The sequence below is a fragment of the Microbacterium sp. 05N427 genome, assembly GCF_056397105.1.
The window spans coordinates 115,510-129,273 of sequence record NZ_JBFTMT010000003.1 but is presented as its reverse complement, the minus strand read 5'-3'; the positions used below and the strand labels follow the sequence as shown (position 1 = coordinate 129,273).

At 68.3% G+C, this 13,764-nt stretch carries 13 protein-coding genes; 7 read left to right on the top strand and 6 right to left on the bottom strand.

Going from position 1 to position 13,764, the window contains the following annotated elements; translation table 11 throughout:
* Nucleotides 1-8: 8 nt before the first annotated feature.
* The 6 genes from AC1DG4_RS04385 (at nucleotide 9) to pstB (ending at nucleotide 7,499) form a co-directional block, all read left to right on the top strand.
* The gene (locus tag AC1DG4_RS04385; protein ID WP_477421093.1) at nucleotides 9-2,174 is read left to right on the top strand and encodes an RNA degradosome polyphosphate kinase; all 2,166 of its coding nucleotides are present in this window, start codon (nucleotides 9-11) and stop codon (nucleotides 2,172-2,174) included.
* Nucleotides 2,171-3,178 (top strand): NUDIX hydrolase, encoded by a 1,008-nt coding sequence (locus AC1DG4_RS04380; RefSeq protein ID WP_477376467.1) that lies wholly within the window; start codon nucleotides 2,171-2,173, stop codon nucleotides 3,176-3,178. The genes AC1DG4_RS04385 and AC1DG4_RS04380 overlap by 4 nt, the downstream gene beginning before the upstream one ends.
* Before the next feature lie 122 nt (nucleotides 3,179-3,300).
* The gene (locus AC1DG4_RS04375) at nucleotides 3,301-4,428 is read left to right on the top strand and encodes a PstS family phosphate ABC transporter substrate-binding protein (RefSeq protein WP_477376465.1); all 1,128 of its coding nucleotides are present in this window, start codon (nucleotides 3,301-3,303) and stop codon (nucleotides 4,426-4,428) included.
* A gap of 168 nt (nucleotides 4,429-4,596) precedes the next feature.
* A complete protein-coding gene (gene pstC / locus AC1DG4_RS04370) occupies nucleotides 4,597-5,610 on the top strand; it encodes a phosphate ABC transporter permease subunit PstC (protein ID WP_477376463.1) in 1,014 nt (337 codons plus the stop codon).
* Nucleotides 5,611-5,645: 35 nt separating this feature from the next.
* Nucleotides 5,646-6,701: a phosphate ABC transporter permease PstA gene (gene pstA, locus AC1DG4_RS04365; protein WP_477420193.1), complete on the top strand. Its 1,056-nt coding sequence runs from the start codon at nucleotides 5,646-5,648 to the stop codon at nucleotides 6,699-6,701.
* A gap of 18 nt (nucleotides 6,702-6,719) precedes the next feature.
* Nucleotides 6,720-7,499: a phosphate ABC transporter ATP-binding protein PstB gene (pstB, locus tag AC1DG4_RS04360; RefSeq protein WP_477421092.1), complete on the top strand. Its 780-nt coding sequence runs from the start codon at nucleotides 6,720-6,722 to the stop codon at nucleotides 7,497-7,499.
* Between the two features lie 74 nt (nucleotides 7,500-7,573).
* On the opposite strand, the gene AC1DG4_RS04355 is transcribed toward pstB, so the two are convergent.
* The 6 genes from AC1DG4_RS04355 to AC1DG4_RS04330 form a co-directional block, all read right to left on the bottom strand.
* Nucleotides 7,574-8,305: a flavodoxin family protein gene (locus AC1DG4_RS04355; RefSeq protein ID WP_477376457.1), complete on the bottom strand. Its 732-nt coding sequence runs from the start codon at nucleotides 8,303-8,305 to the stop codon at nucleotides 7,574-7,576.
* A gap of 50 nt (nucleotides 8,306-8,355) precedes the next feature.
* Complete coding sequence (locus tag AC1DG4_RS04350; protein WP_477376456.1) at nucleotides 8,356-9,246, bottom strand: aminodeoxychorismate lyase; 891 nt, start codon at nucleotides 9,244-9,246, stop codon at nucleotides 8,356-8,358.
* A gap of 194 nt (nucleotides 9,247-9,440) precedes the next feature.
* Nucleotides 9,441-9,815: a VOC family protein gene (locus AC1DG4_RS04345; RefSeq protein ID WP_477376454.1), complete on the bottom strand. Its 375-nt coding sequence runs from the start codon at nucleotides 9,813-9,815 to the stop codon at nucleotides 9,441-9,443.
* A 158-nt stretch (nucleotides 9,816-9,973) separates the two neighbouring features.
* Nucleotides 9,974-10,603 (bottom strand): DNA-directed RNA polymerase subunit beta, encoded by a 630-nt coding sequence (locus tag AC1DG4_RS04340; RefSeq protein WP_477376452.1) that lies wholly within the window; start codon nucleotides 10,601-10,603, stop codon nucleotides 9,974-9,976.
* 419 nt (nucleotides 10,604-11,022) lie between these two features.
* Complete coding sequence (locus AC1DG4_RS04335) at nucleotides 11,023-11,196, bottom strand: alpha/beta fold hydrolase (protein WP_477376450.1); 174 nt, start codon at nucleotides 11,194-11,196, stop codon at nucleotides 11,023-11,025.
* A 92-nt stretch (nucleotides 11,197-11,288) separates the two neighbouring features.
* Nucleotides 11,289-11,885 carry a TetR/AcrR family transcriptional regulator gene (locus tag AC1DG4_RS04330; RefSeq protein ID WP_477376448.1) on the bottom strand — a complete coding sequence of 199 codons (597 nt, stop codon included), beginning with the start codon at nucleotides 11,883-11,885 and terminating at the stop codon, nucleotides 11,289-11,291.
* 143 nt (nucleotides 11,886-12,028) lie between these two features.
* Between AC1DG4_RS04330 and AC1DG4_RS04325 the strand changes: the two genes are divergently transcribed.
* Nucleotides 12,029-13,750, top strand: coding sequence for an amidohydrolase (locus tag AC1DG4_RS04325; RefSeq protein ID WP_477376447.1), 1,722 nt, complete (start codon nucleotides 12,029-12,031; stop codon nucleotides 13,748-13,750).
* Nucleotides 13,751-13,764 lie beyond the last annotated feature (14 nt).

Below are 13,764 nucleotides of genomic sequence, written 5' to 3'. Positions count from 1 at the left end.
TGGGGCGCATGATCGATCCCGCACTGGCAGACTCCGGACTCGGCGACGCCGAGGACGACGACTTCGACGAGCTCATCGCGCCGGACGACTCACTCCTCCCTGAGAGCCGGTATCTCGACCGCGAGCTGAGCTGGCTGGCCTTCAACCAGCGGGTGCTCGAGCTCGCCGAGGACGAGACGGTGCCCCTGCTGGAGCGGGCGAACTTCCTCGCGATCTTCGCCAGCAATCTGGACGAGTTCTTCATGGTGCGCGTCGCCGGCCTCAAGCGCCGCATCGTCACGGGCCTCGCCGTGCCCACCAACGTCGGGCGCGCCCCGGCCGACGTGCTGGCCGACATCTCCGCGGACGCGCACACGCTGCAGCGACGCCATGCCTCCGCCTGGACCGAGCTGATCCGGCCCGCGCTGGCGGCCGAGGGCATCACGATCGTGGACTGGAACGATCTGGACGGCGAGGCCAAGGCCGAGCTGACCGACTACTTCCAGGCCAACGTCTTCCCGGTGCTGATGCCGCTCGCGGTCGACCCGGCACACCCGTTCCCGTACATCTCCGGACTGTCGCTCAACCTCGCGATCCGGATCCGCAACGCCCGCACCGGCCGCCAGGAGTTCGCGCGCCTCAAGGTGCCGCCGATGCTGCCGCGTTTCGTCGAGGTGCCCTCGGTGGATGGCGCGCTGCGCTTCATCCGCCTCGAGGAGCTCATCGCCAACCACCTCGACGACCTCTTCCCCGGGATGGAGGTGCTCGATCACCACGCGTTCCGGCTCACCCGCAACGAAGACGTGGAGATCGAGGAGGACGAGTCGGAGAACCTCATCCAGGCGCTCGAGGCCGAGCTGCTGCGCCGCCGCTTCGGCCCGCCGATCCGCCTCGAGATCACCGACGACATGGACGACGYGACGCTCGATCTGCTGATCAGCGAGCTCGACATCACCGACCAGGAGGTCTATCGCCTCCCCGGCCCCCTCGATCTGCGCGGCCTGTTCGGGCTGGGCCGGATCGACCGCCCCGACCTGCGGTACACCCCGCACGTGCCCACGACCGCGCTGGCGTTCAAGCCCGGAGCGAACGAGCGCATCGACATCTTCAAGGCGATCCGCAAGGCGGACGTGCTCGTGCACCACCCCTACGAGTCGTTCACGACGAGCGTCGTGGCGTTCCTGGAGCAGGCTGCGCGGGACCCGCACGTGCTCGCCATCAAGCAGACGCTGTACCGCACCTCGGGTGACAGCCCGATCGTGCAGGCCCTCATCGACGCCGCCGAGTCCGGCAAGCAGGTGCTCGCGCTCGTCGAGGTGAAGGCCCGCTTCGACGAGGCGAACAACATCGTCTGGGCGCGCAAGCTCGAGAAGGCCGGGGTGCACGTCGTCTACGGCCTCGTCGGGCTGAAGACCCATTGCAAGCTCGTCAACGTCATCCGCGAGGAGGACGGCGTGCTGCGCAACTACAGCCACATCGGCACGGGCAACTACAACCCGAAGACCAGCCGCATCTACGAGGACTTCGGCCTGTTCACCGCCGACCCGCAGGTCGGCAAGGATCTCACCCGCCTCTTCAACGAGCTCAGCGGGTATGCCATCGAGAAGAAGTTCAAGCGCCTCCTGGTCGCCCCCCTGCACCTGCGCAAGGGCCTGCTCCGGCACATCGAGAAGGAGCGCCAGAACGCCCTCGACGGCAAGCCGGCGCACATCCGGATCAAGGTGAACTCGATGGTGGACGAGCAGATCATCGATGCCCTGTACCGGGCGAGCGCAGACGGTGTGCCCGTGGATGTGTGGGTGCGCGGGATCTGCAGCCTGCGGACGGATCTTCCCGGCATCACCGACAACATCACGGTGCGCTCGATCCTCGGGCGCTACCTCGAGCACTCGCGCATCTTCGCGTTCCACAACGATGGAGATCCGCAGGTCTTCATCGGCAGTGCCGACATGATGCACCGCAACCTCGACCGTCGGGTGGAGGCGCTGGTACGGGTGACCGAACCCGCCCACATCGACGAGCTGCTCGGGTTCTTCGACGTCGCCCTCTCCCCCGAGACGTCGTCCTGGCACCTGGGAGCGAACGGGGAATGGACCCGCCGCGCGTTCTCCGAGGTTGGCGCTCCGCTCATCGACCTGCAGGATAGGACCATGTCGCAGATCCAGCAGCGCCGCAGGGCCAGGGCGGTGCGATGACCCCCAGCCCCCTCGGACCCTCCGGCGCCACCGCGGACACCACGGGTGTCACCGTCGTGGCGGACCGCCCGGACCGCGCCGTGTACGCGGCCGGCGGCCTGGTGTGGCGCGTCGTCGAGGACAAGCTGCGGATCCTGCTGATCCATCGCACGAAGTACCGGGACGTGACCCTCCCCAAGGGCAAGGTCGATCCGGGCGAGATGCTCGCGGAGACCGCGGTACGGGAGATCTTCGAGGAGACCGGGATCCGCGTCTCGCTCGGCGCTCCGGTGGGCGTCTCCCGCTACACGATGGCCAACCGCAAGCAGAAGGTCGTGCACTACTGGGCAGCGGAGGCCACGGACGAGGCCGTGCGGGTGTCCGCGTTCGTGCCCAATCGCGAGATCGCCGCCCTCGAATGGGTGAGCCTGAAGAAGGCGCGCGCGCGGCTCAGCTACCCGGTCGACGTCGAGATCCTGGACGCGTTCGCCAAGCTCGTCGACGACGGCGCCCTGCGCACCTTCCCGCTCGTCGTGCTGCGGCACGCGAAGGCCGCCAACCGCGGCGTGTGGCTCGGATCCGACGCGTCGCGTCCGCTGACCCCGCGCGGCCACGCCCAGGCGAACGCGATCGTGGGACCGCTGCGGGCATTCGGCGTGGAGCGGATCGTGACCAGCGATGCCCGCCGCTGCGTGGAGACCGTGCTGCCCCTGTCCAAGGCCATCGGGCACAAGGTCCGCAAGACCGACCTGCTCAGCCAGGACGCCTGGGAGGAGGGCCTGGCGGACCCCCGGGCCGTCATCGGCAAGCGCGTGCGCTCCGGCAAGCCCGCCCTGCTGTGCAGCCACGGACCGGTGCTCCCCGACATCATGCGCGAGATCGCACTGGCCACCGGCACGCTGCCCGGCTCCTACCTCGGCAGCGCCTCCGCGCTCGAGGTCGGGGCGTTCAGCGTCGTGCATCTCAGCGCGACGAACCCCGGATCCGGCATCATCTCGATCGAGACGCACCTGCCGAAGATCTGAACGGGCGCAGATCGTCGTTCACCCCCCGTTTACCTTCGATCTTTGATCGCGTAACAGACGACGCATATCGTCTGGCGTGGCCCTGCACCAGGGCACACTCGACACAGCGAAGGACTTACATAGTGAAGCTCAACCGCATCACCACCCTCGGCGCTGCCGGCGTGCTCGCCGCGATCGCGCTGGCGGGTTGCTCGGCGACGCCCAGCAGCACGAGCACCGACTCCCCCTCTGCGGCGCCGTCCTCGAGCGCGATCACCTCGAAGGTGGACGCATCGCTGACCGGCACGATCACCTCCGGTGGCTCGAGCGCTCAGGCGAACGCGCAGGCGGCGTGGACCGCTGCGTACAACGCCCAGGTCAAGGGCGTCACCATCAACTACGACAAGTCCCAGGGCTCTGGCGGCGGCGTCACCAACTTCCTCAGCGGCGCGTACGACTTCGCCGGATCCGACTCCCCGCTGAACGCGGACCAGACCACCTCGTCGAAGGCCCTGTGCACCGAGGGCGGCATCAACATCCCCGTCTACCTCGATGGCGTCGCCATCGTCTTCAACGTTCCTGGCGTGACGGACCTCACGCTCAGCGGCGAGACCATCGCCAAGATCTTCTCCCTGAAGATCACCGACTGGTCCGACGCGGCGATCACCAAGGACAACGGCAAGGCGCTCCCCGCCGGCAAGATCACCACGGTGGCGCGCTCGGACGGCTCTGGCACCACGGCGAACTTCACCAACTACCTCGCCGGCACGCAGTCCTCCGTCTGGACCTACCCCGCAGGCAAGGACTGGCCGGTCGAGGGCGACGTCTCCAAGCAGAAGGGCGGCTCGGGCGTCGTCCAGGCCGTCGAGGCCGGCACGGGCACCATCGGCTACGCCGACCACTCCGCGATCGGCAAGCTCGCCAGCGCGTCGATCCTGCAGGACGGCAAGGCGGTCCCGTTCAGCGCCGAGGCCGTTTCGAAGACGTTCGACGTCGCCGCGGTGGACGCCTCCAACGGCGTCAAGGGCGACCTGTCGAAGAAGTTCGACTACTCGAAGCTGACCGCTGAGACCTACCCGATCCCGCTGGTCTCCTACGCGATCGCGTGCACGACCTTCAAGACCCCGGCGCAGGCCGCGCTCGTGAAGAGCTACATCGGCTTCATCGACAGCACGATCGGCCAGCAGGTCGCCGTCAAGAACGCCGGTGCGGCGCCGCTGCCCGACTCCGTTCTGAAGGCGGCTCAGGAGTCGCTCGCGACCATCAAGTAAGCATCAGGCCGGCCCGGGTCGGCTCTTCGGAGCCGACCCGGGCTGGGCAGGGCAGCCGACCCGATCGGAGGCCCTGCCGAGTTTTTCGTGCTGGCCCGATCCCTCTCCTGCCACTGGCCGGAGCACAAAGAAAGACGTGCACACACATGCGAGATCAAGAGTGGCACCGTGACTGACGTCGCGCAGCGTGAAGAGACGACAACGGTCGCCTCTGAGAACCTCATCGGAAAGCGTCGCGCAGGCGATAGGTTCTTCCTCGGTCTGTCGACGACGGCCGCCGCGTCCATCATGGTGATCCTCGCCGGTGTCGCGATCTTCCTGATCCTCAAGGGACTGCCCGCCATCACGGCGAACTGGGAGACCAACGGCGACCTCGCCGGGTACCAGAACAAGCACTGGGGCAGCTTCTGGAACTACGTCGCGCCGCTCCTCTGGGGCAGCATCTGGTCGGCGCTGATCGCGCTCGTCCTCGGTGCCCCCGTCGCGATCGGCATCGCGCTGTTCATCTCGCACTACGCTCCCCGCCGACTCGCCAGCGCGCTCGCATACGTCGTCGACCTGCTCGCCGCGGTGCCGTCGATCGTGTTCGGCCTGTGGGGCGTCATCGTGATCCGCCCGTTCCTGCTGCCGCTCGCCGACTTCCTCAACCAGTACTTCGGCTGGATCCCGCTCTTCCAGGGGCCGGTCTCGAGCACGGGCTCGACCACGCTCGCCGGAGGCGTCGTCCTCGCCGTCATGATCCTGCCGATCGTCACGGCGCTGACCCGCGAGATCTTCCTGCAGACGCCGCGGTTGAACGAGGAGGCCGCCCTCGCCCTCGGCGCGACGCGCTGGGAGATGATCCGGCTCGCCGTCTTCCCCTACGCGCGCAGCGGCATGGTCTCCGCCATCCTGCTCGGCCTCGGCAGGGCGCTCGGCGAGACGATGGCGATCGCGCTGATCATCTCGCCCTCGCTGCTGTTCTCGGTCGCGCTGCTCACCGACGGATACAACTCGCAGACGATCGCCGCGAACATCGCGAACAACTTCCCGATCGCCACCGACCTGCAGCGCTCCGCACTGATCGGCACCGGCCTCATGCTGTTCGTGGTGTCGCTCGCGGTCAACATGATCGCTCGCGGTATCCTCGGCCGTTCCGACCGCAAGGCTCGCACCTCGCCGAAGATTGGAAAGCGCGTATGACCGCGGTCAGTTCTGCTCCGGCGACGGCACAGCCGATGAGCCTGACCAGCGGGCAGCTGCCCCGCTGGATCGAACCGGTGCTCGCCGTCGGCACCGCCGTGGTCGTGGCGGCCGTGCTCCTGGTGATCCAGTTGTTCAACCCGGCGGTGTGGCTCGTGCTCACCGCCGTGATCTACCTCATCGCGATCAGCATCGGATCCGGCATCGTAGAGGGTCGCCGCAAGTCCGTCGACCGCGTCGTGCGCGGCCTCGTGGTGTGCGCCTTCGTCCTGGCCGTGGCACCGCTGATCTCGACGCTCTGGACCGTGGTGTCCCAGGGCATCAAGGTGCTGACCTGGGACTTCGTGACCAAGGTCGGCGGAAGCGTGTTCGACCCGAACACGCTGGCCGTGACGAACACCCCCGGAGCGCTGCAGGCGGTGGTCGGAACGCTGATCATCACCGGCATTGCCGCGCTGATCTCGGTGCCGATCGGCATCCTCGCCGCCGTGTACCTGACGGAATACGCGCAGCCGAGCAACCCGCTGCGCCGGACGATCACGTTCCTCGTGGACGTCATGACGGGCATCCCCTCGATCGTCGCTGGTCTGTTCGCGTTCTCGCTGTTCGCACTCATCGTCGGCCCGAAGGCGTTCAGCGGCTTCTCCGCCTCGATCGCCCTCTGCGTGCTGATGATCCCGATCGTGATCCGCTCCACCGAGGAGATGATCCGGCTGGTGCCGAACGAGCTGCGGGAGGCCTCGCTCGCCCTCGGCGTGCCGCGTGCGACGACCATCATCAAGGTGGTGCTCCGTACAGCGGCGAGCGGTATCGTGACGGGGGTCGTCCTCGCCGTGGCCCGTGTCATCGGCGAGACCGCCCCGATCTTCATCGCTGCGAGCTTCACCGACAACTTCAACGCGAATCCCTTCAGCGGGCCCATGCAGACCCTGCCGGTGATGGCCTACACGGCCTACAGCTTCCCGGGCAAGGACATCCCGGCGTCGCAGGCGCAGGCCTGGGGCGCTGCCCTGCTGCTGGTCATCGTCGTCGTCATCTTCAACCTCATCGCTCGGATCGTCGCGAAGGCATTCGCGCCGAAGAGCCGCTAACTCAGGAAGGCACGCAGCGTGTCCAAGAGCATCGAAGTCAACGATCTGAACGTCTTCTACAGCGACTTCCTCGCCGTCGAGGGTGTGTCCATGAACATCGAGCCCCGCACGGTGACCGCCTTCATCGGTCCGTCGGGCTGCGGGAAGTCGACGTYCCTGCGCACGCTCAACCGGATGCACGAGGTCATCCCCGGCGCGACCGTCAAGGGCAACGTCTACATCGACGGTGAGGACCTGTACGCGCCGGGCGTGGATCCGGTGCTCGTGCGCCGCCAGGTCGGCATGGTGTTCCAGCGGCCGAACCCGTTCCCGACGATGTCGATCAAGGAGAACGTCCTCGCGGGCGTCCGCCTCAACAACAAGCGGATCTCCGCCTCCGACGCGAACGACCTCGTGGAGAAGTCGTTGCGCGGCGCCAACCTGTGGAACGAGGTGAAGGACCGTCTCGACAAGCCTGGGGCCGGCCTCTCCGGCGGTCAGCAGCAGCGCCTGTGCATCGCCCGCACCATCGCCGTCTCCCCGCAGGTCGTCCTGATGGACGAGCCGTGCTCGGCCCTCGACCCGATCTCGACCTTCGCGATCGAGGAGCTGATCACGGAGCTCAAGAACGAGTTCACGATCGTGATCGTGACCCACAACATGCAGCAGGCCTCGCGCGTGAGCGACAAGACGGCCTTCTTCAACATCGCGGGCACGGGCAAGCCCGGCAAGCTCATCGAGTACGCCGACACCGCGACGATCTTCACGTCGCCGAAGGAGCAGGCCACCGAGGACTACGTCTCTGGCCGCTTCGGATGATCCGATCTGATCCGTCATGAGGGGCTCGGCGCTGCGGCGCCCGGGCCCCTCCTGCGTCGCGCGGGAGGACGCGATCAGCGGTACTCGGGATTGGCCTCGTAGCCCCAGCGTTCGCCGTCGTTCCAGGCCTCGCGGAGGTTCCCGTAGGCGGGGATGCCACCGGCGTCCTTGAGCCGGCGCGCGGTGTGCAGCAGGTTCCAGGTCATGAAGGTGGTGTTGCGGTTTGTGAAATCGTTCTCCGGGCCGCCCGAACCGGGATCCAGATAGCTCGGGCCGGGGCCGATGGCGCCGATCCAGCCCGCGTCCGCCGCGGGCGGGATCGTGAAGCCGATGTGCTGCAGGCTGTACAGGATCGACATCGCGGCGTGTTTGACGCCGTCCTCGTTGCCGGTGATGAGCGCGCCGCCGGTCTTGCCGTAGTAGACGTACTGGCCCTTGTCGTTGAACAGGCCGCTCATCGCGTAGAGCCGCTCGATGAGTTTGCGGGTGATCGAGGCGTTGTCACCGAGCCACAGCGGACCGCCCACCACGAGGATGTCCGCGGCGTCGATGAGCGGCCAGATCTCGTCCGGCCAGGCGTCGTCGGCCCAGCCGTGCTCGCGCATGTCGGGATAGACGCCGGTCGCGACGTCATGATCGATGAAGCGGATGTTCTCGACGGTGACCCCCTGAGAACGCATCAGCGCGATGCTGCGATCCATCAGGCCCTGCGTGTGGCTGAGATCGGGGCTGCGCTTCAGGGTGCAGTTGACGAACACCGCGCGGAGGTCGTCGTAGGCCGCAGGTGCGGCCGGTTGCTCTGTCATGGGGGCAGACTACGACCATCCCCCACGGCGTACCAGTCCCCTCGCGACGCTCAGTCGCGCGGCGAGAGCAGGTAGCGGTTCAGGCCGTCCGTGAACGCGTGGTCGACCGCGAGCGCAGCATCGTCGATCGCCGTGATCGGCGCGGCCAGCCGCACACTGGACAGGAGCCAGGCTTGATCGGCGGTCGCGAGCTCGTCGGTCGGCACCGTGGCGTACTCCGTAACGTGCCCCTGCGACTGCAGGTGCGCGAAGAGGCTGATCTGGGTGGTGCCCTGCAGGATCCCGCCGTGCGGAGCGGGGGTGACGAAGCGGTCGCCGAAGCGCAGGATGAGCGATGCCGTGGGCGCCTCCAGCACCACGCCATCGGTGGTGACGAAGATCGCGTCATCGGCGCCGCGGAGGTGCGCCTCGCGGAGCGCCGCCATGTTCACCGCGTACGAGAGCGTCTTCGCCCCCAGCAGCAGCCAGGGCGAGCGCTCTGCGGCGCCGCTGTCGTAGCCGCGGTCGAGCGTGACGACGCGGATGCCCTCCGTGCGGGCGGCGGTGAAGTCCCCTGCGGGTGCGGCGGTGACCCAGGCGGTCGGCGCCGGTCCGTGATCGACGCCGCGGCTCAGGATGAGCTTGATCACCCATTCGCCGGGGCCGCACTCCGCCGCCCCGAGCGCGATCGCCTGACGCCATTGCTCGCGGTGCGGTTCAGGAAGGTCGCAGAGAGCGGCCGAATGAGCCAGGCGCTGCACGTGCGGCTCGACCTCCTGGGCGTGGCCGTCGACGACGCCGATCGACTCGAAGATGCCATCGCCGCGCTGCGTGCTCAGCTCGCCCACGCTGAGCGCCGGAGCACCCGGATCGATCCGGCGGAAGCTGTCGCTGAAATCGGCCCGCTCCTCGTCCGTGGACTCGGCGGGGGTGATCAGCAGGGCGAATCGGGCTGCGGCCATGCTCCGAGCCTAGGGCGTGGACGACGCGCCCGGCGTCGGGGACGACGGGAATACCGCCGCCCCCGAAGCGTTACACTTGATCGGCCGGGCCGCATAACCCCGGGCTCCATTTTTTGCCGCTGCGAGCGGCCTTCCGCCGAGAGGCGTTCTTGCGGCCCGGCTTCTTCCTGCCCGGGCCGCTGCGGCCCTGGATCTCACAGGTACGGGCGCGTGAGCAGCTCGAGATAATGCCCGGACGGATCCAGCAGGTACACCCCTCGACCGTCGTGCTCGTGATTGATCTCGCCCGGTTTGGCGCGCTGCGGATCCGCCCAGTGCGTGATCCCCCGCTCGGTGATCGTCGCGTAGGCGCGATCGAAGTGCTCGTCGTCGACGAGATAGGCGTAGTGCTGCGGCGGGAACTCGATCGGCGGTGCCGCGAACTGAAGCAGGATCCCGCCTCCGATCTGCACGTTCGTGAACGGGCCCCAGGACGGGGCGTCGTCGGCTTCGAGCAGATCGCGGTAGAAGTCCGCCATCTCGGCGGTGTCGGTGGACGCGATGATCGTGTGGTTGAAATGCGCTGTCATGTCTCTCCTCTGTGTCTGTTCTGCGCTGTCGGGACGGGCAGAGACGAGGAGGGGCGCGGCTCAGTCGGCGACCAGATCGCCGATCCGGGAACGGCCCGCGCGGGCCTGACTGGTCATCATCGGTTCCAGCCTAGCGCGGGAGGCAGGACCGGATCCGCTCAGTTCAGCGACCCGTCGCGCCAGGCACCGGCCGAGGCGGTGAGGTCCTGCGCGTAGGCGCTGAGGCGCGATGCGCGAGTGGTCAGCTCGCTCGCACGCTCCGGTTCCGTGTGCTCGTAGTCGTCGGCGACATGCGTGGCTCCCGAGGCCTGCACGCGGCAGAACGCCGCGGCCCGCTCGAGCGCGATCGCGAAGTCGCCGGAGAACGCGCCGTGCAGGATCGTGTCGATCAGCCCGACGAGCTCCTCGGGGCCAGCCGGCACCGGCGCGCCGGCGACCAGCGCGTCGACCGACGGCAGCTCGATGCGCCCGCGCTCGTGCAGGAGCGCGGCGAGGGACGGATCCGCGTGGATCGACGCCTGCAGCAGGTACAGGCGCCAGAGGGCGCCGGGCAAGGAGACCGCGGGGCTCTTCGCCCAGAGCTCGGCGACCTCGTCGATGCCGTGCTCGGTCGCGTACGCGACCAGCCGTTCCGCGCTCACTCCGCTGTCATCAGCCCGCACCCGCGCCAGCAGCGCCGACGCCGTGGCGTGCGCCATGCGCGTCTGCTCCGCGGGATCGTGGGAACCGAGCAGGTAGTCGAACGTCTCCGGCGAGAGACGGACGGGGCGGTGGAAGGGTGCGGGCACCGACCCAGGCTACGCGCGCTGTCCGACGCAGGGCACCCAGTCGCGACCGATAGACTCGGGAGTACGGGCCTCTAGCTCAGTTGGCAGAGCATCGGACTTCAACACAATAGGAGCGCCTCGGGGGAAACCCCGGGGATGACACCACTCAAAGTCGGGGAACCCTTCCTGGGAGACCAGTTGGCAATCCCGAGCCAAGCCGGACGCGAGTCCGGAAGGTGTAGAGACTGGACGGGTGGCACCTACAGCGAAAGCCAGGGTGAAGGGACAGTCCAGACCACGAACGCCCACCGGGCGGCGGCGAAAGCCGAAGTGGCAGGTTAATCCGCGGGTCGTGGGTTCGAGCCCCACGGGGCCCACCGTGAAGAGGGGGCCCGGTCAGCAATGACCGGGCCCCCTCTTGCTCTTGTCATCGCGGGAATTCAGCTCTTGCTGGCCTCCTGCGCCACCAGCCACTTCAGGATCAAACGGTTCGTCTCCTCGGACCGCTCCTGGTGAATCCAGTGCCCGCTGTCGAGGCTGGTTTCCTCAAAATTGGGCACGAACGTCGCGAGATGCTCGGCCGGGGCGACGGCGTCGCGTTCGCCGTAGATCATGAGCGCAGGCTGACGGATGATCGGGTCAGCTTCGGCGAGCTGATGCCAGGCGCGGTTGAGGTTTCGGTACCAGTTGACTCTCCGGCCGCGTCTCAGGGCAGTGGCGCCCCCGCCTGGCGGGCGAACAGCGCGATGGCCCGCTCCGCGTCGGCGACGGAGATGCTGCCGCCGGCCACGATGTGCAGGCCGTAGGCGTCCTCCAGGGCGACGAAGTTCATCGCGATGTCGTCGATCGGACCGGTCAGCGTGAAGTCTCCGCTGTCCGCGCCGGCCTGCAGGATCCGCCGGTACAGCCCAAGCTGCTCGCCGTAGAGGCGCTGCACGAGCTCGTCGTGCAGCGGCGACTTGCCCGCGAGCACGTCGAACTCGTAGAGCAGCCGCATCAGCGCGTCATCCGGGCCACTCGGCAGACCGGCGCGGATGGCGACCGCGAGCTGCTCCGCCGGGTGTTCCGACTGGGCCACGAGCGCCTCGCGCTCCTCGCCGACCCGGCGCATGCCTGCGGCGTGGGCCTCGACCAGGATCGCATCGAGGTCCTCGTAGTAGTACAGCAACGCGCCCCGGGTGACCCCGGCCTGATTCGCGACATCCGTCAGCGAGAGGTTGCGCAGCCCATGCTCGGCGGCGGCGTCGAGCGCCGCGTCGATCACCTCGCGGCGACGCTGCTCCTGGGTGCTCGGGCGTGCCATGAAGCAAGTATCGCAGTCCCGAGAAGGGATCCGGATCCGATCGGAAGAGTTTCTTGACATCTGAGTTAATTAATTTACTCTTGAGTCAAAGAACTGCGGCGACTCCCCCGAGCAGCGCCGCCCCGAGACGTTGGAGCACCGACATGGCGGTCGACACCCTCTACACCGGCGGACGCGTCCGCACCTTCGATCCCGAACAGCCCTGGGCCGAGGCCGTCGGCATCACCGGCGACCGGATCACCTACGTAGGGTCCGCCGCCGACGCACCGGCGAGCCGCCGCACGGTGGCCCTGGAGGGCCGTCTGGTCACCCCCGGCGTCGCCGACACCCACAACCACCTGCTGCTCGGMTATGACGACCTCGCCGTGAGCCTCGACCAGGTGCAGAGCCTCGATGTCGTGCGCTCGCGCATCGCGGCGTTCGCCGAGGCGCACCCCGCCCTGGAGTGGATCTGCGCGGAGAACGCCCTCTACTCGGTCGTCGAAGGGCGCCGCCCGCGCGCCGACGACCTCGCCGGCGTCACCGACCGGCCCGTCTTCATCACCACTTACGACCAGCACTCGGTGTGGCTGAACCGGCCGGCGCTCGCGAAGCTCGGGATCCTGGGCGGCGGCGACATCGCCTGGGGCAACCCCGAGATCGACCACCGCACGGGCGAGCCGACGGGCTGGGTCACCGACTTCTACACGAGCGCCATGACGACCGATGGTCTCGCCGAGCTGCAGCGCGACATCCCGATGTACTCCCCCGACCGGCGCTACCGCAAGATCGTGAACAGCCTCGACATGGCCCGCCGCTTCGGCATCACGACGGTCGTCGAACCGCAGGTTCCGCTCGCCGAGCTGCCACTGTTCGACCGGGCGGAGCGCGAGGGCAAGCTCACCTCGCGGACGATCGCAGCGATCTATCATCCGGTCGGCTCCGACGGCGATTTCCGCTCTCGGATCACCGAGGCGATCCGAGAGACCCCGCAGCACGACCGCTTCCGTCTGGGCATGGTCAAGCTGTACGCGGACGATGTGATCGAGCCGCACACGGCGGCGATGCTCGAGGACTACGCGAACCGCCCGGGCCATCGCGGGCACACGAGCCTCGAGCCACTCGAGTTCACCCGGCTCTTCGTCGAGCTCGACCGCCTGGGCTACCAGGTGCACACGCACGCGACCGGCGACTGGGGGATCAGACTCACCCTGGACGCGATCGAGGCCGCCCAGCGCGCGAACGGCACGCGGGACGCCCGGCACGGCATCGTGCACGTGGAGTGCCTCGCCCCGGAGGACCTCCCGCGCTTCCGCGACCTGGGCGTCGTCGCGGCCATGCAGCCCCGCCACGCCTCCCCCGACCTCGTCGCCGGCACCTGGATGGACAACGTCGGAGAAGCGCGCTGGGATCGCGCCTGGCGGTTCCGCTCCATGATCGATTCCGGCGCGCGCGTCACGTTCTCGAGCGACTGGCAGGTGGGCGAGATGGATCCGCTCGTCGGCGTCTACAGCGCGATGACCCGCGCCCGTCTCGACGGCGGCGACGCCTGGACGACCGGCGAGCGCCTCGATCTCGATCGCACGCTCGAGGCCTACACGAAGGGCGGCGCGGGGGCGTTCCATCACGAGAAGTCGCTCGGGATGCTCCGCACCGGATACCTCGCCGACCTCGTCGTATGGTCGGGCGATCTCTACGCCATGGAGCCGGCGGAGATCCTCGCACAGTGCGCCGACCTCACCGTCGTCGGCGGCACGGCGGTGCACGACGCGCGCGGTGAGCTCGGCACGGCCGAGACCGCCGCTCCCATCCAGGACCCTGGCGGAGCCGGGCAGAGCTGCAGCGAGCCCTCCGCCGACCACCACTGCCACTCGCACACCCACTGAGGACGATCCCCACG